The sequence below is a fragment of the Streptomyces aculeolatus genome (genome assembly GCF_020400605.1).
Lineage (GTDB): Bacteria > Actinomycetota > Actinomycetes > Streptomycetales > Streptomycetaceae > Streptomyces > Streptomyces aculeolatus.
On record NZ_JAINRD010000013.1, the window covers coordinates 128,649 to 149,538 of the forward strand.

At 76.2% G+C, this 20,890-nt stretch carries 13 protein-coding genes; 8 read left to right on the forward strand and 5 right to left on the reverse strand.

Annotated features, from left to right (window positions below; all coding sequences use genetic code 11):
• Positions 1-9 precede the first annotated feature (9 nt).
• From LG396_RS21890 to LG396_RS21910, 5 genes are read right to left on the reverse strand one after another with little or no spacing between them, the layout of a single operon-like run.
• Entirely contained in the window at positions 10-1,020 is a 1,011-nt protein-coding gene (locus tag LG396_RS21890) for a hypothetical protein (RefSeq protein WP_225796064.1), read from the reverse strand.
• Complete coding sequence (locus LG396_RS21895; protein ID WP_225796065.1) at positions 1,017-3,515, reverse strand: Hsp70 family protein; 2,499 nt, start codon at positions 3,513-3,515, stop codon at positions 1,017-1,019. Before LG396_RS21895 ends, LG396_RS21890 begins: the two co-directional genes overlap by 4 nt.
• Complete coding sequence (locus LG396_RS21900; RefSeq protein WP_225796066.1) at positions 3,512-4,150, reverse strand: hypothetical protein; 639 nt, start codon at positions 4,148-4,150, stop codon at positions 3,512-3,514. The genes LG396_RS21895 and LG396_RS21900 overlap by 4 nt, the downstream gene beginning before the upstream one ends.
• Positions 4,151-4,179: 29 nt before the next feature.
• Positions 4,180-5,370 (reverse strand): hypothetical protein, encoded by a 1,191-nt coding sequence (locus tag LG396_RS21905; RefSeq protein ID WP_225796067.1) that lies wholly within the window; start codon positions 5,368-5,370, stop codon positions 4,180-4,182.
• A complete protein-coding gene (locus LG396_RS21910) occupies positions 5,367-6,506 on the reverse strand; it encodes a serine/threonine-protein kinase (protein ID WP_225796068.1) in 1,140 nt (379 codons plus the stop codon). Before LG396_RS21910 ends, LG396_RS21905 begins: the two co-directional genes overlap by 4 nt.
• 465 nt (positions 6,507-6,971) lie before the next feature.
• Between LG396_RS21910 and LG396_RS21915 the strand changes: the two genes are divergently transcribed.
• From LG396_RS21915 to LG396_RS21950, 8 genes are read left to right on the forward strand one after another with little or no spacing between them, the layout of a single operon-like run.
• Positions 6,972-8,960 (forward strand): BTAD domain-containing putative transcriptional regulator, encoded by a 1,989-nt coding sequence (locus LG396_RS21915; RefSeq protein ID WP_225796069.1) that lies wholly within the window; start codon positions 6,972-6,974, stop codon positions 8,958-8,960.
• Between the two features lie 5 nt (positions 8,961-8,965).
• Positions 8,966-11,143 carry a TOMM precursor leader peptide-binding protein gene (locus tag LG396_RS21920; protein WP_225796070.1) on the forward strand — a complete coding sequence of 726 codons (2,178 nt, stop codon included), beginning with the start codon at positions 8,966-8,968 and terminating at the stop codon, positions 11,141-11,143.
• Positions 11,130-13,163, forward strand: a complete 2,034-nt coding sequence (locus tag LG396_RS21925) for a TOMM precursor leader peptide-binding protein (RefSeq protein ID WP_225796071.1) — start codon at positions 11,130-11,132, stop codon at positions 13,161-13,163. The genes LG396_RS21920 and LG396_RS21925 overlap by 14 nt, the downstream gene beginning before the upstream one ends.
• A gap of 35 nt (positions 13,164-13,198) precedes the next feature.
• On the forward strand, positions 13,199-14,890 hold the full coding sequence (locus LG396_RS21930; RefSeq protein WP_225796072.1) for a nitroreductase family protein: 1,692 nt from the start codon (positions 13,199-13,201) through the stop codon (positions 14,888-14,890).
• A 10-nt stretch (positions 14,891-14,900) separates the two neighbouring features.
• Positions 14,901-17,711, forward strand: coding sequence for a lantibiotic dehydratase (locus tag LG396_RS21935; RefSeq protein ID WP_225796073.1), 2,811 nt, complete (start codon positions 14,901-14,903; stop codon positions 17,709-17,711).
• Positions 17,708-18,775 (forward strand): lantibiotic dehydratase C-terminal domain-containing protein, encoded by a 1,068-nt coding sequence (locus LG396_RS21940; protein WP_100300632.1) that lies wholly within the window; start codon positions 17,708-17,710, stop codon positions 18,773-18,775. Before LG396_RS21935 ends, LG396_RS21940 begins: the two co-directional genes overlap by 4 nt.
• Positions 18,772-19,911: a metalloprotease gene (locus LG396_RS21945; RefSeq protein ID WP_100300633.1), complete on the forward strand. Its 1,140-nt coding sequence runs from the start codon at positions 18,772-18,774 to the stop codon at positions 19,909-19,911. Before LG396_RS21940 ends, LG396_RS21945 begins: the two co-directional genes overlap by 4 nt.
• Before the next feature lie 46 nt (positions 19,912-19,957).
• Positions 19,958-20,881, forward strand: coding sequence for an ABC transporter ATP-binding protein (locus tag LG396_RS21950; protein WP_018843912.1), 924 nt, complete (start codon positions 19,958-19,960; stop codon positions 20,879-20,881).
• Positions 20,882-20,890: the final 9 nt, after the last annotated feature.

Below are 20,890 nucleotides of genomic sequence, written 5' to 3' on the forward strand. Positions count from 1 at the left end.
CGCGCGGGTTCACTGGTGCGGGGTGATCACCACCGTCACCGTGCGGTTCCTCGCGGCCGAGGCGTACGGGGCGTTCCGCTGGTCCGCGCTCGCCGTCGTGAACGCCGTCAGCGGCTTGCCGCTTGCCGTGCTCAGTTCGCGGGCCGCGATCAGGGCGCGCCACAGCGCGAGTACCGAGCCGCCCCTGCGGGGGGCGTCCGGGACCGTGGCTGCGTGGCCGTGGACGGTGATGCCGGCCTTCAGGCCGGTGAGTCGACCGCCCAGGGTCGCCAGGCGGGCCGCGCCCTCCGCCGTCAGCTCCGCGCCTTCGGAGAAGACGCCCTCCGCGAAAGCCACCTCCACGGACCGGCCCCGTACCTGCGGACGGATGCCCGGGGAGCGGAGGGTTTCCGCCAGGTCCCGGGCTGCCTCCCCGCGGCGCGCCGCCTCTTCGGCGCGGGCGTTTTCCCGGGCCGTCTCCAGTTCCTGCCGTACGCGGTCCTCGATCTGCCGCTCCGTCGGCGCCGCCGCCTCCGTCCCCGTACGGCCCGGCTCCTCGTCCCCGGTCAGCGCCACCGTCCCCGTCGCCGCCACCGCGATCGCGCACACCGCCGCCACCACCGCCGTACGCGTCCGGTGGCGGGCCAGGGACGCCCTGGGGCCGTCCGCGGTGAGGCGGGCGATGCGGGTGAGGCCGGCGGTCGCGGCCGGGTCGTCGGGGTGGAGGAGCTGGAGGCGGCGCCAGTACGTGGCCGCCGCGTCCAGTTCGCCGCGCTGGGCGTGCACGCGGGCGAACAGGTCCAGGACCTCCCGGCGTTCGCCCATCGAGCGGGCGTCCCTGGTCTCCGCCGCGCGCAGCAGCCGCAGCGCCTCGTCCAGGTCGCCCGCCCGCGCCGCCGTACGGACCCGCGCCACCAGCAGCGCGGCCCGCAGCGTGCCCGACGCCCCTGCCGGTGCGCGGTCGGACCGTGGTGCGTCGGCCGGGTCGCCGGAGCCCCGCGCCGTGCCCGTACCCGTGTTCCGCCTCGTGTCCGTGCTCACCTGACTCCGCCCTCCTTACTCCCCATCCCGTCGCCGACCTCCGGCGGCAGCAGCCGCCGCAGCCGCTGGTTCACCCCCGCGAGCGCGCCCCGGTCGCCCGCCGCCATCGCCCTCCTGCCGTCGCGGATGGCCGCGTCCGCCTGCCCGCGCGGGTGCATCATGTCGCGCATCTCCACCAGTGCGTTGAACACCACGAAGTCCCACTCGTCGGTCCGCCGCAGCAGCTCCACCTGGAACTCCTCCGCCCGCTTCACCAGCTTCCGCAGCTCCGCCGGCGTCGCGTCCCCGCCCAGCGCGCTCGCGCGGCCCCGCAGGTTCTCCAGCTCCCGGCGGTCGGACGGGGTGCCGCCGACCTGCGTGATGATGTCCTCGCACGCGCCGAGGAGGTCCCACAGCCGGCGCTCGAGGCCGGGGATCTCGATGGCGGCCTCGATGTCGTCCAGTTCGGCGTCCAGGTCGCGCATCCGGCGGTCGCTGGTCACCGCCGCGCCGGTGTCGACGCCCGCGGCGTCCACTTCCCTGCCGAGCTGGGTGAGGGGCCGGTGCTCCTCCAGCTTCTCCAGCCGGGCCCGCGCCTGCTCCGCGTGCTCGGCCTCCGCGTCGTCCTTGAGGCTGCGTACGCGCTGCTCCAGGCGGCGCAGCCGGCCGGCCAGCTCCTGCTGGTCGGGGGCGACGAGTTCGGTGCGGTTGATCGTCGCCTCGAACTGCTGCTGGACCAGCGGGATATGGGCGGTCACCAGGGCCTCCCTGCTGCTCGCCTCGATCTCGAACGTCACCTCGACCTCGCTCTCCGCCGGCAGGTCGATACGGACGTCACGGGGCCGGATCTCCAGCAGCCCCACCCGGGTGTTGCGCTCGGCGCGCGGCCGTTCGCCCTCCAGCAGCGGGATGCGGATCACCGAGTCCGGCTCCGAGCGGTGCAGCGGGATCGTGGTCCGGTAGATCTTCGTCACCTCGGCCGGCAGCGTCGTGCCCTTGCGGAGCAGCGGGTCGAACGAGCCGTCCGCCCGGCCGATGCCGAGGGTGCCCGTCAGCACGGCCTCGCCGGGGACGACCTTCGCGTGGGTGATCGACAGGCTGTCGCCGGCGAGGCGCTGCCGCGTGGCGGCGGCGTCGGTCAGCTCGACGGTGAAGCGGGAGGTGGTGCCGGCCGTGAGGGTGACCTCGGTGTAGAAGGTGCCGTCGGGGGAGAGCACGGTGTGCGGCCCGCGGAACGGGGGCTTTCCGTCCGGGTTGCTGAGCACGACGGCGTACCGGGTGAAGTCCACGGGGCTGCCGCTGGTCACCTTGCCGGACACCGGTACGTCCGCGGTGTCGACGGTCTGCGTCGGGTGGTTCAGCTCGACCGCGAACTCGCCCGGCGCCGCGACCCGCGCCTGCCGCGGCCGCCGTACGGTACGGGCGAACGCCGCGGCGCCGCGGGCCACCACGGTGGTCGGGTCCTGGCTGTGGTCCACGGCGATGCCGAGGCCCGTGTCCGGGTCGGTGAGCAGCGCGCGCAGCCCCGGGCTCAGCGTCGAGCCGCCGGCCAGCAGCAGCCGGTCGATGTGGTCGGGGCGCAGCGCGCTCTCGGCCAGCGCGTCCCGGCAGAGCTTGATCGCGCGGGTGTAGAAGGGCAGCGCGAGGTCGTCGAGGGCGCCGCGGGTCAGCGTGTACTCGAAGGACTGCCGGTCGCCCGCGGCGTCCAGCAGGTCGATGTTCAGCTCGACCTTCTCCGTACGGGACAGCGCGATCTTCGCGTCCTCGGCCTCCACCTTGAGCTTGGCGAAGTTCCCCGCCCACGCGCGGTTGCCGCGGGTGAAGTCCGCGAGGCCCAGCTCGCGCCGGACGGCGGGCGCCAGCAGGTCGTCGACGATGGCCCAGTCGATGAGCTTCCCGCCCAGGTACGGATCGCCGGCGTGCTGGATCAGTTGCAGCTCGCCGTCGCGCTTGCTCATCACCGCGGCGTCGAACGTGCCGCCGCCGAGGTCGAACACCATCCAGTGGGCGGAGTCGGAGGTGTCCTGCACGCCGTACGCGATGGCCGCGGCGGTCGGCTCCTGCACCAGCGGGCAGTGCTCGCTGAGCCCGGCCAGGGCGGCGGCCTCGGAGGTGGCGTTGTTCTGGTTGAGGGCGAAGGCCGCGGGCACGGTGATCACGGCGGCCTCCGGCTGGTGTCCGGAGTGCTGGGCGGCGTCCTGCCGCAGCGACTTCAGCACCTCGGCGGAGAGCTGCTCCGGGGTGAGCGAGAGACCCGCGCGCTCGAACCGGCGCGCCGCCCCCGCCACCCCCATCTCCAGCTTGAACTCGGCGTGCGCGTCGCCCGGGTCGGACTCCGCCCGCTCCCTGGCGCGCCTGCCCACGTGGACGAGGTCCTTGCGGGGGATCCACACCGCCGACGGGGTGGTGTCCCATTGGTCGTTGTTCTTCAGGATGCGCACGCCGCCGTCCTCCGCCACCGCGATCGCGCTGTTGGTGGTGCCGAGGTCGATGCCGTAGTCGATGGTCTCGCTCACTCCGGGGTCTCCTTGGTCGTCTCTGCGCCGGGGGACTGCGGGGGCCTGCCGACGATGACCTGGCCCATCTGGATGCGCCGGCCGCGGAAGTAGACGGACGGCCGTACGGTCTCCAGCACGACTTCGCGGGTCAGCTCCGCGTCGTCCTGGAAGACCAGCGCCTCCAGGGAGAGGCCGGAGTCGAACGGCTCGCCGTCGTGCTCCTGGATCTCCAGCCCGTCGTCGGCGAGGGCCTGGCGGCTCGCACGGACCTGGAGCCGGATCTGCCGCAGGTCGGCCGGCGACAGCGAGGCGGGGCCCTGGTCGAGCTTGCGCAGCGCGCGCCAGATGCCGGTGGCGGCGCCCACCAGGGCGCCGGAGCCGGGGGGTTCCGCGTCGGCCGCGTCGGTACGGGCCGTCCCGCCGGTGCCGATCCCCGCCGGCCCCTCTGCCCCGGCGGTGTCCGCCGACTGCGCCGCCGCCGCGGCTGCCGCCAGGGCCTCCGCCGCCTCCACCTCCTCCAGTACGTCCGCGACCCACGCCGCCTGGGCAGGGTCGAGCAGCGGCGGCGGGACGCGGAACTCGGGCGGCTGGCGCCACTGTCCGAGCGCGGCGCCGAGGCGGCCCCTGGCCCGGTGGCGGGCGTGCTGTGTCATCGGAGCCCTTCCTCTGGTGGCGTACGACTTCATGAGGCGAACATTCCGACGAGCACGAACCCGCCGATGATGATCCCGGTCGCCCAGGCGGCCCCCGCCGTCAGACCGGCGACGACCCCGCCGGCGATCGCCGCCAGCAGGACGACGCACCCCAGGCACTCGCTCGGCTTGAGCTGCTGGGCGGCCCCGGGGGCGGCCCCGGTCCGCACGGCCTTGAGGTTCTCGTCGATCTGCGCCTGGTCGCGCGCCGGGGCGATCCTGCTCGCGGCCTCCATCGCCTCGATCAGCCTGCTCCGCAACGGCTTCTGCAGGCCCGCCTCGCAGATCCCGAGCGCGACGTTGTTCAGCGCCACGGTGACCGTGTGCGCCATCTCCTCGGACCGCGACTCCGGGACGAACCGCTCCAGCGACTCGAACTCCGCGTACGCGGGCAGCACCTGCTCCTCCAGCGTCGCGAGGGCGTCCGCGTGCTGCCCCGCCTCGTGCCGCTCCCCGGCGGTCCGCAGCGCGTCCTTGAGCCGGTCGACCGAGTCCTCGACGGTGTCCTCGAAGACGTCGGGGAGCGGCGCGGCGAAGACCGGGTGGTCCGTCCAGTCGGCGCAGACCTCCGCCAGCCGGGGGCGTACGGACCGGTCGCCGGCGAGTTCGGCGAACGGGGAGAGCAGCAGCCCGGGGAGGCCGGCCAGGAAGTCGTCGGGTGCGTGGTCGTCGAGCCGGGGGTCGGCCAGGGCCGTCATGCGGTGCGCGATGTGGCCGCGCAGGCCGGGGGAGTTCAGCAGCACCGCCCAGCCGTCGGCGGCGTCGCTCCAGTACCCGGCGCGCCGGGCCGCCGGCATGTCGCCGTGGCCGGTCTCCGCCTCGATCGCCGTGAGGTGCGCGCGTACGGCCTCGTCGTGCCGCTCGTGCGTCCCGGGCGCGCAGGCGCACCCCAGGTCGGCGTCCCGCCAGTACCACGTCAGCTCGTCGACGAGCCGGCGCCTGGGGTCCTGGAACTCCTCGAACGCGAGCCGGACCTCGTCCTTGCGGTACCCGTTCCACACCGGCGAGTCCTTGTCGCCCGCCCAGGTCTTCTCGACCGCGAGCCGGGCGTCGAGGCGCTGTCTGTGCCGCCGCACCGCGGGGCCCCGCGCGTCCACGGGCAGCCCGGTGACGGCGAAGATGTTCCTGCGGTACAGCCGCAGCCCCGCCAGGTCGGCGAAGCGGGCCGGGGACTCCTTCATTGGACGACTCCTCTTCGCCAGGTCGTGAGCCGGGTCAGGTGGCGCTCCCGCAGTCCTGGGTGGCGGTCGAGGGCTTCTTCGAGCAGGTCGGCCGCCTCGGCCAGGCGGCCGGGGACGCGGGAGAGCGCGAGGGCGGTGCGTACCGGGTCGTCGGGCGGCGGATCGGGGGGCGGGTCCGGGGGCGGCTTCGTACGCGGCAGGTCCGTACGCGGCAGGTACGCGCGCGGTGGTGCCGGCGCCGGCGGTGCCGACTCGCCCGGGCCCAGGGCGCGTTCCGCCACCTCGCGCATCGGCGGGCGTGCCGCCGGGTCCACGCGCAGCATGTCCGCGACGAGCCACTCCAGCCCGGCGTCCACCTCGTCGTTGAAGTCGCCCGGCGGCCGCAGCGGGCGCTCGAACCGCTCCGGCGAGAACGCCCGCCCCGGGTCGTCCGCCTCGTACGGGAAGCGGTTCGTGAGCAGGAAGTAGACGATCGTGCCCAGCGCCCACACGTCCCCCGCCGCCGAGTAGCCGCGCCCGCGGATGAGGACCTCGGGCGGCATGTACGCGACCGTGCCCTGCGCGCTCGCCGCCCGCGTCACCGGGTCGGTCTCCCGTGCCAGCCCGAAGTCGCTCACCTTGACCCGCAGCCCCGACTCGTCGTACGCGACGAGCACGTTGGCCAGCGTCAGGTCGCGGTGCACCACCGGCTGCGGCCGCTCGTGCGCGACGGCCAGGCCGTCGGCGGCCTGCCGCAGCACCGCGGTGGCGTGCGGCACGGGGACGACGCCGCCGTGGCTCCTGACCAGCGCCTCCAGGCTGCCGCCGGCCACGTACTCCATGGTGAAGTAGCCGCGTACGCCCTGCGCCGTGTCCACCGTGCCGGCGTCGAACACCCGGATGATGCCGGGGTGGCCGAGGGTGGAGAGGATGCGCGCCTCGTCGAGCCGGGAGAAGTTGGCGCCGAGGGAGGCGCCGTGCTTGAAGAGCTTGAGCGCCTGCCGGCCGAGCACGTGGTGGCGTACGCGGTACACCTCGGCGAACGCGCCCTCGCCCAGCCTGCGGTCCACCACCAGGCCGTCGTGGATCCGCTGCCCCGGGACGAGCAGGGGGTCGCGCGCGCCGTCAGCGCCGCCGGTCGTCCGGTATGCCGCCATGGGTGCGCCTCCCCCTCCCCCTGCGTGCTTTCGCCGCGGGCCCCGGCGGTCGTCCGGCCGGCGCCCGGCGGGGCGTCGGAATCGTTGTACCGCGGGGGGTCCGGGACCCCTCCCGCGCCGAAGCGGCGGGAGGCGGCGAGGGAGCGGCGGGGGAGCGGCGGGGCACGGCGGCCTGGTGGAGGCGCGCCGGAGGCCCGGTGGAACGGCGGTAGAACGGCAGTTGGCGGGTGGTTGGCGCCGGTCCCGCTTCGGGGGGATCTGGCCGCTTGCTGCGCGCGCCGGTGCAGGTTCATGACAGCTTCGCCCCTGCCCGGAGGCGGTATACGCGGGTAGCGTCGCCGGCGTCCTTCCTACCCCCTACAGGACACAGGTGGCTCGCATGACGACCCCGATCACGCTCCCACTGCCCCCGGCACTCCGCGGTCCCGGCTCCGCCGGACCCCGGGCGGCATACAGGTGAGTACGGTGCGGTTCCAGCTGCTCGGGCCGCTGAGCATCTCCGACGGCGGCGAGACCGTCGTCCTGCACCCCTCCAAGCCGGCCAACCTGCTCGCCGCCCTGCTGCTCAACGCGGGCGCCATCGTCTCCGTCGACTACCTCCAGCGCATGGTCTGGGGCGACGAGCAGCCCGCCACCGCGCGGGCCGCGCTGCAGACGTGCGTGCTGCGGCTGCGCCGGCTCTTCGCCAAGCACGAGGTGGTCGACACCCCCATCGAGGCGGTGCCCGGCGGGTACCGGATCACCGCGGACGCGCGCTCCCTCGACGTCGTCGAGTTCCGCGAGCGGGTACGCCGCACGCAGGAGCCGGGGCTGTCGGCGGAGGCGGCGACGGGCGCGCTGCAGGGGGCGCTGGCGCTGTGGCAGACCGGGGTGCTGGCCAACGTGCGCTCGGAGGCGATCCACCGCGATGAGGTGCCGCGGCTGCTGGAGGAGCGGCTGCGGGTCGTGGAGCGGCTGTGCGACCTGCGGCTGGAGCTGGGGCAGTGCGGGCAGGCGCTGGTGGACCTGTGGAGCGTCACCCGCGCGCACCCCGACCACGGGCGGTTCCGGGAGCAGTTGATCGAGGCGCTGTACCGCACCGGGCGGCAGACGGAGGCGCTGGCGGAGTACCGCGGGTTCAAGGCGTACCTCGCGGACGGCCTCGGCGTCGGACCCTCGGCCGCGCTCCAGCGGCTGGAGCTGTCGATCCTGCGCGGCGAGGACCTGGGCCCGGCGACCGAGCCGCCCGTACGCGCGGGGCTCCCGGCCGCGGCGCCGGCCGCGCCCGCACCGGCGCCCGAGCCGCCGGTGCTGCCGCCGGTGCCGTGGTTCACCGGGCGGGCGGACGCGGTCGGGGCGCTGCGGCGGCGGCTGGCCGCGGCACCCGACGACTCGGGTACACAGGTGGCCGAACTGGTCTGCGGCGGGCCCGGGATCGGGAAGACCGCCCTCGCCCAGCAGGTGGCGCACCTCGTACGCGACCGCTTCCCCGGCGGGCAGACGCTGGTCCCCATGGCGGCGCCGGACGGCTCGCCGCGGAGCGCCGCGGAGGTCGTCGACGACATCGCCGGGCGGCTCGGCGCACCGGCGGCCGGCTCGGCCGGGCGGGCGCTGCTGATCCTGGACGACGTGGTCGACGCGGGCCAGGCCCGCGACGTGCTGGCCGCGGTGCCCGGGCACGGGGTGCTGATCACCAGCCGGCTGGGGCTCGCCGGGCTGGTCGCCACCCACGGCGTACGGGCCCACCGCCTCGGACCGCTGTCCGCCGCGGAGGCGCGGGAGTTACTGACGGCGGTGCTGGGCGCGGAGCGGGTCGCGGAGGAGCCGGGCGGGGCGGAGGAGCTGGCCGCGGTGTGCGGCCACCACCCGCTGGCGCTGGTGATCGCCGCCGCCCGGCTCGGCACCCGGCCGGCGCTGGGGCTCGGCGACTGCGCCCGCTGGCTTGCCGACGACCCGCTGGGCCGGCTGTCGCTCAGCGGCCACCCGCGGATGTCGGTGGTGGACCTGTTCGACGCCGCCCTGGACCGGCTCGGCCCCGAACTCGCGGCCGCGTACGTCGCGCTCGGCGCGCTCGACGAGCCCGGCTGGAACGCGGCGGACGGCGCGGCGGTGCTGGGGGTGCCGGTCGCGGAATGCGAGGCGGTGCTCGAACGGCTCGCGGACGCGGGGCTGTTGGAGGACGGTCCGCCGGGGCCGTACCACCCGCATCTGCTGCTGCGGCTGCACGCGCGGCTGGTGGCGGGCCCGGCCGGCGGCGGACGGAGTGAGGCGGGCCGGCCGGGCCCGTCGGCCCGCTCCGGCACTTCCGGACCGCCCGCTGCCTCAGGACCGCACGGCGCCTCCGGATCACCCGTTGCCTCAGGGCCGCCCGGCTCCTCCGGTCCCGCCGCCAGGTCCGTTCAGCCCAACCCGCCCAGCCAGCCCGGTCGGTCGACCCAGTCGAACCGGACCAGTCAGCCGAGACAGAAGGTGTGAGAGGGATGCCACGAGCGTTCGACGACCTCGCCGGGATGCGGCCCAGGCTGCGCCGGGACGTGCTGTTCACCCAGACCCCCGGAGGCGTGCTGTTCCACAACGCGGACGGCGGCTTCCACCTGGCCGGCCGCACGGCGTACCGCTTCGCCTCCCTCATCGTGCCGCACCTCGACGGCAGCCGCCCGCTCACCGACATCTGCGCCGGACTCGGCGCGCCGCAGCGGGCGATGGTCGCGGAGCTGGTCGGCTCGCTGGTGGAGCGGGACTTCGCCCGCGACGCCGCCCCGGCCGTCGAGCCGGGTCCGCCGGCGGAGGTCGCGGAGCGGTTCGCGGCGCAGATCGCGTACGTCGACCACTACGTGGACGAGGCCGCGGCCCGCTTCGCGCGCTTCCGCGGCACGCGCGTGGCGGTCCTCGGCACGGGCGAGGCGGCGCGCTGGTGCGTGCTGGGCCTGCTGCGCAACGGACTCGCCGACGTCGCCGCCGAGGAGCGGCCGGAGACGGCGCTCGCCGAGGCCGACGAGCTGACCGCCGCCGGCTCCCCGGCCGCGCTCGGCCCCGTGGACACCGGGGCGCTCGGCTCGTACCAGGTGCTCGTCGTCACCGGCGCCGACGCCCCCGCCCGCACCCACGCCCTGCTGCGCGCCGGCCTCGCCGACGGTCAGCTCCTCATCCCCGCCTGGACGTTCGGCGACCGCGTCGTCGTCGGCCCCCGCTCCGGCGGGCTGACCGCCGGCTGCCTCGGCTGCGCCCTGCTGCGCCTCGGCGACACCACCGACCCGGCTGCCGCCGCCGCGCTGCTCGCGGAGCTGGCGGGGGTGGCGGAGCCGGCGGCGGCCCCCGCCGGTGGCGCGCTGGCCGGGCCGGTCGCGGCGATGGTCGGCAACCTGCTCGCGTACGAGGTCTTCCGCACCGTCACCGGCGCGCTGCCCGCCGAGACCGAGGGCCAGGTCCTCATCCAGGACCTCGACTCCCTCGACGTCGTCGCCGAACCGCTGCGCCCGCACCCGCGCTGTCCCCGGTGCGCGGGACCGGCGGAGGCCGCCGCCTCCGAGCTGCGGCCGGAGGAACTGGCGGTCGCCGAGCCGGTGACGGTCGAGACGGCCCGCGACGCGGAGGAGCTGGTCGCGGGGCTCAACCGGCTCGGCGACGCGCTCGTCCGCCCGCACGCCGGCGTCTTCACCCGCTACCGCGACGAGGAGCTGACCCAGACCCCGCTGAAGGCCAGCCGGATCGAGGTGCCGCTGGGCGCCGCGGGCCCGCGGCTGGTCTCGGCGTTCGACGTGCACCACCTGGCGGGTGCCCGCGGGCGCGGGCTGCGCGCGGCGGCTTCGCTGTACGCGGAGTACGCGGCGCCCGTACGGCCGCTGCCCGGGCTCCCGGCGCGGACGCGGCGGCTGGGGCCGGAGTCGCTGGTCGCCTCGGGCGGCTCGGGGGTCACGGCGGACGGGGTGGCGGCGTGGGCGCGGGCGACGTCGCTGCTGACGAAGGACGAAGTCGCGGTGCCGGCGGCGGCGTTGAACCCCTCCGGGGCGGCCAACCGCGACGGCCTGGTGCTGCGCGGGTGCTGGGGCGCGGGCGCGGGGGAGAGCACCGGCGAGGCGGCGGGGCACGCCCTGCTGTCGGCGCTGGCGCACGAGGCGCTGCTGCGCGCGGTCCGGGGCGGTCACGGGACTGCCCCGGCCGCCCCGGTGCGTGTGCAGCCGGCGTCCGGCGACGCGGAGTGGGTCTTCCTGGAGCGGTCGGCGGAGACGCTGGGCGTGGCGGTGGAGCTGCTGGACCTGGGGGAGCGGGAGCGTACCGGGGTGTCGGTGGCGCTGGCCCGGGAGCCGGGTGTGGCGGGGCGGTGGGCGGCGGGGGCTTCGCTGACGCCGGCGGGCGCGGCGGTCGCGGCGCTGCGGGACCTGCTGGGGCAGGTGCAGCTGGCGGCGGAGACGGGCGAGGCGCCCGACACGGGCGACGAGCTGCTGCCGGACCTGGCCCCGGGGGCGATATCGCCGTCCGGCGGCTCCGGGTCCTTCGCGTCCGCCGGGGCGGCGACGTTCCCGGCGGTCCTGGACCGCCTCCGCGCCGCGGGCCGCGACGTGTTGTGGCGGGACACGACTCCGGCCGACCTGCGGTCGGCCGGCCTGCACACGGCGCGGGTGCTGCTCACCAAGGAGGGCGTCGGTGCCGACCACTGACCGGTGGACCACGGGGTGCGAGGCGCTGGCGAAGGAGTTGCGCGCCCACTTGGCGACGCTGCTGCCGGCGCCGCCCCGGGTGGAGGTGTGCCCGCTGGGCCTGGTGAACGCCTTTGCGGACGTCACGGCGGAGCACGCCCCCGGGTCCGGCGCCGCCGGCACCGTTCCCGTACGGGTCTACGGGCGGCATGCCGTCGTCGGGCCGCTGTCCGTGCCCGGGCGGCGGGGGTGCGTGCGGTGTCTGGAGCGGCGGTGGCAGGCCGCGCGGTCGCGGCAGTTGCGGGAGGCCGTCGAGCTGGGGGGTGACACCGGCGCCGCCGGGGTGCCGCCGCAGTGGGGGCCGTTCGCCGCCGAGGCGCTGGCGGGTCTCGTGGCCGGGGTGGTCTCCGCCACGGACCGCCGCGAGTCTGCGCTCCGCCGCGACAGCACCGAACCCATGCGGCCCGAAGCCCCGGTCGCCCCCGCCGGCCCCGGTACCACCGGCCCCGCCGGCGACCGTACCGCCGGTGACTCCGCCGCCTTCCCCCACGTCCACCAGCTCGACCTCGCCGACCTCACCGTCCGCCGCTACCCCCTCGTCCCCGACCCCGAGTGCCCCGGCTGCGGCCCCCGCGAGCGCGACTCCGCCGACGCGGCCCTCCTCGACCTTGCGCCCTCCCCCAAGTACCGCCCCGGCGCCTTCCGCACCCGGGCGCTCGCGGACTACGACCTGCCGACGGAGGCGTTCGCCAACCCCGTGTGCGGCGCCCTCGGGCCCACCGTCGTCCTCGACGTCTCCTCCACGTCCACCTCCGCCACCATCGGCTGCTTCTCGCTCCGCTCCGGCGACTACCTCCGCGAGACCTTCTGGGGCGGCCACGCCGACACCTTCCGCGACAGCCTGCGCATCGGCGTCCTGGAGGGCCTGGAGCGCTACGCCGGCATGCGGCCCCGCGCCCGCGCCACCACCGTGCGGGCCAGCCTCGACCAGCTCGCCGCCGAGGGCCGCCCCGCCCTCGACCCCCGCCGGTGCGGGCTCTACGCCCCGGAGTTCCACTCCGCGACCGGCATCGCCCCGTTCACGCCGGGGCGCGAGGTCTCCTGGGTGTGGGGGCACTCCCTCACCGAACGCCGCCCCCTGCTCGTGCCCGAGGTGCTGACGTACTACCACACCCCCGGCCTCGCCGACCGCTTCGTGCAGGAGAGCTCCAACGGCTGCGCCACCGGCGGCTCCGCGGCCGAGGCCGTCTACTACGGCCTCATGGAGGTCGTCGAGCGCGACGCCTTCCTCCTCGCCTGGTACGGGCAGCAGCCCCTCACCGAGCTGGACCCCGCCTCGGCCACCCGCCCCGCCACCCGGCAGATGGTGGCGCGGCTGGAGATGTACGGCTACCGCGCCCGGTTCTTCGACGCCGCGCTGACCTTCCCCGTCCCCGTCGTCACCGGCGTCGCCGAGCGCCACGACGGCGGCCCCGGCCGGATGTGCTTCGGCGCAGGGGCCGGGCTGGACCCCGAAGCGGCGCTCGCCTCCGCGCTGGACGAGATCGCCACCGACGCCGTCAACCTCGCCGGCCGTACGGAGCGCGAGGAGCCCCGGCTGCGGGCCATGGCCGCCGACTTCGGCAAGGTCGCCGCGCTCCACGACCACCCCCTCGTCTACGGGCTGCCGGAGATGGCCCGCCACGCCGACTTCCTCCTGAAGCCGGCGCAGCGCCCCGTCCCGCTGCACGAGCGCTACGGTGCCGGGCGCACCCTGCCCGTCTCCGACGACCTCGCCGAGGACGCCGCGGCGTGCGTGGCGGCGGTCGCCGAGGCCGGGTTCGAGGTGATCGTCGTCGACCAGACCCTGCCCGAGCAGCGGGAGCGGGGGCTGTGGACGGTCAGCGTGCTCGTACCGGGGCTGCTGCCCATCGACTTCGGCTGGTCCCGGCAGCGGGCGCTGGACATGCCCCGGCTGCGCACCGGGCTGCGCGAGGCGGGGCTGCGCGACCACGACCTCACCGACGCCGAGCTGAACCCCGCACCGCACCCGTTCCCCTGACACGAGCCGCCGGCCACCCGGAGAAGGAGCAGACGATGGGATACGCCCACGGATACGCGACCGCGATCATGCATCGCGGCCGGGTGCCGATGGAGCCGGTGGACTTCGTGCCCGACTGGGCGGACGGTCCCCGCAAGACCAAGCACTACCCCGGTACGGACCGGCTGCCGCTGCCGGCGGGGCCGGCGTACCCGGCGCAGGCCACCGTCGAGCGCGGCCTGCTGTCCCCCGGCGCGGGCGGCGGGCCCGCGTTCGATCTCGGGCTGCTCGGCGGGCTGCTGCGGGACTCGTACGGGCTGGTGGGCCGGCGCCTGGGCGTGCAGGCCAACACCGACCTGAACGCCCTGCCCTTCTACCCCCTCGCCAACTGGTCCCGCGGCACCGCCTCCGGCGGCGGCCTCTACCCCGTGTCCGTCTACTGGATCAGCGGCCCCTCCGCCCCCGTGCCGCCGGGCGTGCACTACTACTCCGCCCGCCACCACGCGCTGCGCCGGCTGCTGACCGGCGACGTCACGGGTGTCGTCCGGGAGGCGCTGGGGGAGGGGGCGCCGGGGCCGGAGACCGACCAGTTCCTGGTGCTGGGCGTGAAGTACTGGCAGAACTCCTTCAAGTACAACAGCTTCTCCTTCCACGCGGTGAGCATGGACGTGGGCGCGCTGCTGGGCACGTGGCGGATGTGGGCCGGGGCGCGGGGGACGGCGCTGGAGCCGGCGCTGTGGTTCGACGAGGAGCGGCTGGCGCGGCTGCTGGGGGTGGCGGGCGAGGAGGAGGGCATCTTCGCGGTCGTACCGCTGCCTTGGGCCGGCGAGGAGGCGCGCACGCGACCCGCATACGGGGCGGACGCGCGGGCCGGAGACGGGACCGGGGCACCGGCAGGGCAGGACGCCCCGCGTGGCTCCGCTGCCGCCCTGCCCGCCCCGCCGCCGCCCGCCGTCTCCGTCCCCCACCGCGACCTCGAACGCTCCCGCAGGGTCATCACCTTCGACACCCTCACCGCCATGCACCGCGCCACCGCCGCCGGCGCCACCGCCCGCCCCGCCCCGGGCGCGCTCGCCGGCGCCGCGGCCCCCGCGCCCGCCCCGGGCCGGGCCGAGGCGGCGCTGCCGGAGCGGGCCCCGCTGGCGCGCGACGTCCGGGGGGCGCTGCGTGCGCGGCGCAGCAGCTTCGGCCGGTTCGCGGCCGAACGCCCGCTGGACGGCGCCCACCTGACGGCGTGCCTGGCCGCCGCCGCGGGCGGCTCGCGGCTCGGCGGAGACGCGGCGGCGGCCGGCGCGGACGGTCTTGTCAAGCTGTACGCGCTGGTCAACCACGTGGCCGGGGTGGCGCCCGGCACGTACGAGTACGTGCCGGAGGGTGACCCCGGGGCGCTGCGGTGCGTCTCGGCCGAGCCGCCGGGCGCGTTCCTCCAGGAGAACTACTTCCTCGCCAACTACAACCTGGAGCAGGCCGCCGCGGTCCTCGTGCCCACGGTCCGCACGCACAGCGTGCTGGACGCGGTCGGCGACCGCGGCTACCGCCTGGTCAACGCGCTGATCGGCGGCGTCGCGCAGGCCACGTACACCGCGGCGGCGGCGCTCGACGTCGGCTGCGGGGTGGCGCTGGGCTTCGACAACATCGCGTACCGCGAGCGGTTCGAGCTGCTGGAGACGGACGAGATGCCGCTGCTGATCATGATGCTGGGCCACGAGCGCCGCGGCCCGTCCGACTTCCGCTTCGAGATCGCCTGAGGGGGCGGGGATGACGACGGAGACGGCACCGGCCGGCGCGCCCGCGGGCGCCCCGCTGCCCGCGGGCGGCCCCGGCCCCGGCCTCGGCCCGCGGTTCCTCGCCCGCATCGCGGGGCTGCCCGCCGATGCCGTACGGGCCCTGCGCTCGCCCGCCGTACGCGACTGGGCCGACGGCGTGCTCGCCGCCGAGGCGCGGCTCGCGCGGAGCGCCGGACCGCTGGGCGACCGGCTGTACGACCTGGTCGCCGGGCGCGACGACGAGCGGGTGCGGCGCGACCTGCTGCGGCTGCGCCGGGAGGTGTTCAACGGGCGCCGCCCCGCCGACCCCGCGGCCGCGGTCGCGCTCGTCGACGGGCTCGCGCCGCAGGTCGCCGAGCCGCTGCGGGGCTGGCTGGCGCTGCGGGCCCGGCTGGACGCCGACCTGGCGGCGGGCGAGGAGCTGCTGAGCGGCGAACTGCTGCGTACGCGCGGCGCGTTGCGCGCGGTCCTCGGTGAGGACCGGCTGCGCGGCGGCGTGCTGCTGGCGTCGCCCGTCCTCGACGCGCAACTCGACGCCTTCGCCGCGTCGGACCCGGCGCGCGCGGACAAGCGGACGCGGAAGGCGGAGCGTTCGCTGCTCGCCTACCTCTACCGCACGGCGTGCAAGACGAGCCCGTTCGCCTCGTTCACCTCCGTCGCCCTGGGCCGCCTCACGGACACCGCACCGGCGGAAGCAGCCCCGGCAGCAGCGGGCCCCCTCCGCCTCACCGGCCCCTACAGCCCTCGCAGCCATCCCCGCCTCAACGTCCTCGCCGTCGGCCGCCTCGCCGACGCCGTGCTCGCCGACCCCCGCCGCCGCGCCGACCTCCCCGTCGCACCCGCGCCGGGCTGGGGCCGCGACGAGGACCGCGTGCGCTACGTGCGCCGCTGGGTGACCGCCGGGGACGACGACACCGCCGTCACCTTCGACACCGTCAAGGACCAGCTCTTCTTCCTGCGCCGCAGCGGCGTGCTGGAGCGCATGCTCGGGCTGCTGGAGAAGCGGGACGCCGTCCGCTACGGGGAGTTGGCCGACTGGCTCGGCGCCGACCTGGACGCCGACCGCGAGGCCGTCGACACGTATCTGGCCGCCCTGCTCGACGTCGGCATGGTCCGCGTGCCCTGCCTCGACCTGCGCGCCCACGACACCGACCCCCTCGGCGCTTTCCAGCGCGCGCTGCGCGGGCTGGAGCGGCCCTGGGCCGACGGCGTCGCCGACGCGCTGGAGGGCCCGGCGGAGCTGCTGGCCCGGTACCCGGCCGCGGCGCCCGCCGAGCGGCGCGAGCTGCTGGCCGGGTTGCGGCAGGGGCTGGCGGACGTGCAGCGGGACCTGGGCGTGGCGCAGCCCCGGGTGCCGCGCACGGTGCTGTACGAGGACACGACGGCGCCGGAGGTGACGGCCCCCGGCACCGGTCCTGCCGGCGCCCCGGCCGCCGGGCTCGCGGACGCACTCGCCGGGCCGCTGGCCGCCGTGGAGCGGGTGCTGCCCGCGTTCGACCTGACGCTGCCGCAGCGGCTGACGCTGCGCGGGTTCTTCCTCGCCCGCTACGGCACCGGCGGGCGCTGCACCGACCTGCTGAAGCTGATCCACGACTTCCACGAGGACTTCTTCGACCAGTACCTGTCGTTCACCTCGCGCCGCACCCCCTTCGACGCGAAGGGGGAGTACGTGCCGGAGGAGAACTGGCTGGGCCTGCCGCAGCTCCGCGCGCTCGACGCCGCGCGGCGCGCGTTCCACACCGGGGTACGGGACCGCTGGGCGGGCCACGCGTCCGGTGACGCCGAACTCGTCCTGGACGACGGCCTCTTCGACACCGTCGCCGCCGAGCTGGCCGCGCTCCCCGCGGAGCCGGCCCTGCACAGCCACCACGTACAGCTCGCCGGGTCCGAGCCGCTGGTGGTGCTCAACCGGTCGTACGGCGGGCTGCACTTCCCGTTCAGCCGCTTCACCCACTGCTACGACGGCGACCCCGGCACGGGAGGCACCCCCGGCGGCCTCTCCGCGGAACTCCGCGCCCGGGCCCGCGAACTCCAGCCCGCGGGCGCCGTCTTCGCCGAGGTCACCGGCGGCCCCGTGACCAGCAACCTCAACCTGCACGGCCGCCTCACCGACTACGAGATCGTCTGCCCCGGCGAGACCAGCTCCGTACCGCCGGAGAACCGCATCGCCCTGGACGACCTCAGCCTGGAGCACGACCCCGCGACCGACCGGCTGGTGCTGCGCTCGGCGCGGCTGGACCGCGAGGTGGTGCCGGTCTACCTGGGCTACCTCGTGCCGCTGGCGCTCCCCGAGATCCCGCGCACCCTCCTCCTGCTCTCGCCGACCTCCATGTCCCCGGTCGACGTCTGGGCCGGCGTCCCCGAGGGCGAGCCGGACGACGGCGTCACCCACCGCCCGCGCGTACGCCACGGCCGGCTCGTCCTCGCCCGCCGCTCCTGGCGCGCCCCCGCGACCGCGCTCCCGCCGCGCGCCACCGGCACCGGGGACGCCGGCTGGCTGCTGGCGTGGCACCGCTGGCGCCGCCGGCACGGGCTGCCCGCCCGGGTCTACGCGATGGTCAAGGACGCCGCGGCGCGCGGCGCGACCGGCGCCAAGCCGCAGTACGTCGACTTCGACAGCCCGCTGTCGCTGCTGGCCTTCGAGGGCCTGCTGCGCGGCGACGCCGCGCGGGTGACGTTCCGCGAGGCGCTGCCCGACGAGGACGGCCCGCACCTGACGACGGAACACGGCGGCCACGTCGTGGAACTGGCCGTGGAGACGGCCCCCGCGCCGCCCGGCACCGCAGAAGGGGAGACCCCGTGACCGACCAGCCCGCGCCCGCCCCCGGCACGCCCCCCGGCGACTGGCAGGCCCTGCACGTCTACTACGCCGCCAACCCCGTCCCGCTCCTCCTCCAGTGCGTCGCTCCGCTCGTCCGCGAGCTGCACGACGACGGCCTTCTCGACGGCTGGTTCTTCATCAACTACTGGCTCGAAGGCCCCCACGTCCGCCTCCGCCTCCGCCCCTCCTCCCCGGGGCGCGAGGCGGAGGTACGGGCCCGCGCCGAGCGGGCCGTCGACACCTTCCTCGCCGAGCGCCCCGCGCTCTACCAGGTCGACTCCGGCTTCCTCAACGAGTTCTACAACCAGCTCTTCGACATCGAGTTCCGCCCCGAGGACCGCGCCGACTACACCGACGAAGCGGGCCGGATGAACGTGCGGCCCAACAACTCCCGCGCCTGGCTGCCGTACGAGCCCGAGTACGGCAAGTACGGCGGCCCGGCCGGCATCGCGCTCGCCGAGTGGCACTTCGCCCGCTCCAGCGAGCTGGTGTGCGACGCGCTGCGCGGCAAGAACCTGCACCTGCGCACCGTGCTGCTCGGCACGTCCGCGCAGCTCATGCTGATCATGTCGACCGCGTTCCTGCCCGAGGACGACCGCCTCGCGGACTTCCTCGACCGCTACTACGCCTTCTGGCACCGCGCGTTCCCCGACACCGGCTTCATCGGCAGCGCCGAGTACGAGCGCAAGGCGGACGAGGTCGCCCCCGGGCTGCTCACCTGGCACGGCCGGATCCGCGCCGCCGCCGCGGGCGAGGGCACGCTGCCGGCGCTGCTGGACCGGTGGGCGGAGCACTGCCGGGAGCTGCGCGAGCGGGTGGTGGAGCTGGCCGGGCGGGGCGAGCTGGTCTTCCGGTCCTGGGACGGCACGCAGGACGAGCCGGTCGACGACCCGGACGAGGCGCTGGAGCGGCTGCTGTCCCCGTACATGCATATGACCAACAACCGGCTGCACGTGACCATCCAGGACGAGGCGTACCTCTCCCACGTCCTGGCCCGGGCGCTGCACGCGCGGGCCGCGGAGCCCGCGGCCGGGAGCGCGCGGTGAGCGGCACCAGGGAGTCGCAGGCGCTCGCCGCCCACCAGCCGCGGCTGCGGCCCGAGGTGCTGGTGAGCGACGCGCTGCTGCACGGGCCGCGCACGGTGCACCTGGTCAAGGACACCGCGACCGGCCAGTCCTTCGAGGTCGGGCCGCGCGAGCGGTTCCTGATGGTACGGATGGACGGCACCCGTACGGTCGCGGAGCTGGGCGGCGCGTACGCGGCCGCCTTCGGCAAGCGGCTCGGCGACGCCCACTGGGGCCGGCTCTTCCAACTCCTCGGCGGCAAGGGCCTCCTGGACGGCGCCCCCCGCCCCGAGCGCCCGGCCGGCCCCGGACAGCCGCAGGACCAGCCGTCCGGCCGGCCGCCCGCCCGGGGCCTGCTCGCCGGCAGCGTCCGGCTCGTCGCAGACGCCCACGCCACCGCCGGCCGGCTCCACCGCGCCACCGGCTTCCTCCTCGGCCGCGTCTGGGGCACCGTGCTGCTGGCGGCGCTCGGCGCGATGCTGCTGGTGCTCGCCCTGCACCCCGGCGAACTCGTCGACGGCGCCGCCGCCGTGTTCACCGAGCCCGTGCTCCTCGTGGCCGTCGCCACCGCGCTGTGGCTCTCCACCGCGCTGCACGAACTCGCCCACGGAGTCGCCGCGCGGCACTACGGCGGCCGGGTCGGGGAGATCGGGCTGCGCTGGCGGCTGCCCGTGGTGATCATGTACTGCACGGTCGACGACTACATGTACCTCGCCGGCCGCCGCGCCCGCATCGTCGTCGCGGGCGCCGGGGCCGTCGCCAACCTGCTGTTCCTGCTGCCGTTCTGGTGCTGGTGGCTGCTCGCCCCCGAGGGCCCGACCCGCGACGGCCTCGCCGGGCTGCTCTTCCTCGGCGTCCTCCAGGCCGCGGCGATGCTGGTGCCGCTCCCGCCGCTGGACGGCTACACCATCGCCGGCCAGCTCCTCGGCGGCCTGCGCCTCGCCGAGTCCAGCCGCACGTACCTCTCCCTGGCGCTGCGCCGCTCCCCGGACGCCGCCGCGTACCCGCGCCGCGCCCGCGCCGTCTACGCCGGCTACGCGGCCGGGACGGTGCTGACGGTCGGGGCGCTGGCGGTGGCGCTGGTGCTCCTCGTCCGCGCCGTGGTGCTGGCGGCGTAGACCCATGACCCCCGAACCCCGCGCAGAGCCCTCGAAGGAGAACGCCGTGACGACCGACACCGACGACCCCGCCGGCCCGCCCCCGGCCGTCCGCCTGGCGGCGGTGCGCAAGAGCTACGGCGACGTGCGGGCGGTGGACGAGGTGTCGTTCACGGTCCGCCGCGGCGAGTTCTTCGGCCTCCTCGGCCCCAACGGCGCCGGCAAGACCACGCTCATCGAGATCATGGAGGGCCTGCGGGAGGCCGACTCCGGGACGGTCGAGGTGCTGGGCCGCGCGCCCTGGCCGCGGGACACCTCGCTGCTGCCGAAGCTGGGTGTGCAGACGCAGAGTTCGGCGTTCTTCGTCCGGCTCACCGCGTACGAGCACCTGAAGACGATGGCCGCGCTCTACGGCACGGAACGCGCCGCGGCGGACCGGACCCTGGCCCTCGTCGGCCTCGGCGAGCAGGCGGACGTGCGGGTGGAGAACCTGTCCGGCGGCCAGCGCCAGCGCCTCGCCATCGCCTCCGCGCTCGTGCACGCACCCGAGCTGATCTTCCTCGACGAGCCGACCGCCGCGCTCGACCCGCAGGCCCGGCGCGCCCTGTGGGAGCTGCTGCGGGACCTGAAGCGGGCCGGCCGCACCATCGTCTACACCACCCACCACCTGGACGAGGCCGAGGCGCTGTGCGACCGCGTCGCGATCGTCAACCGCGGCCGGATCACCGCCCTGGACACCCCGGGGAAGCTGGTCGCGCGCGGCGGCACCTCGGTGTGGCTGCTGGTGCCCGCGGAGCGGCTGAGCGAGGCGGACGCCCGGGCGCTGCCCGGCGTCACCGAGGTCACCCGCGAGTCCGACGCCGTGGTGCTGCGCACCGAGGACGCCGGGCCGGTGCTGGCCGCGCTGGAGAAGGCCGCGGGGCTGCAGGGGGTACGCACCCGCACCGCCAGCCTGGAGGACGTCTACCTCCAGCTCACGGGCCAGGACTGACAGTTGACC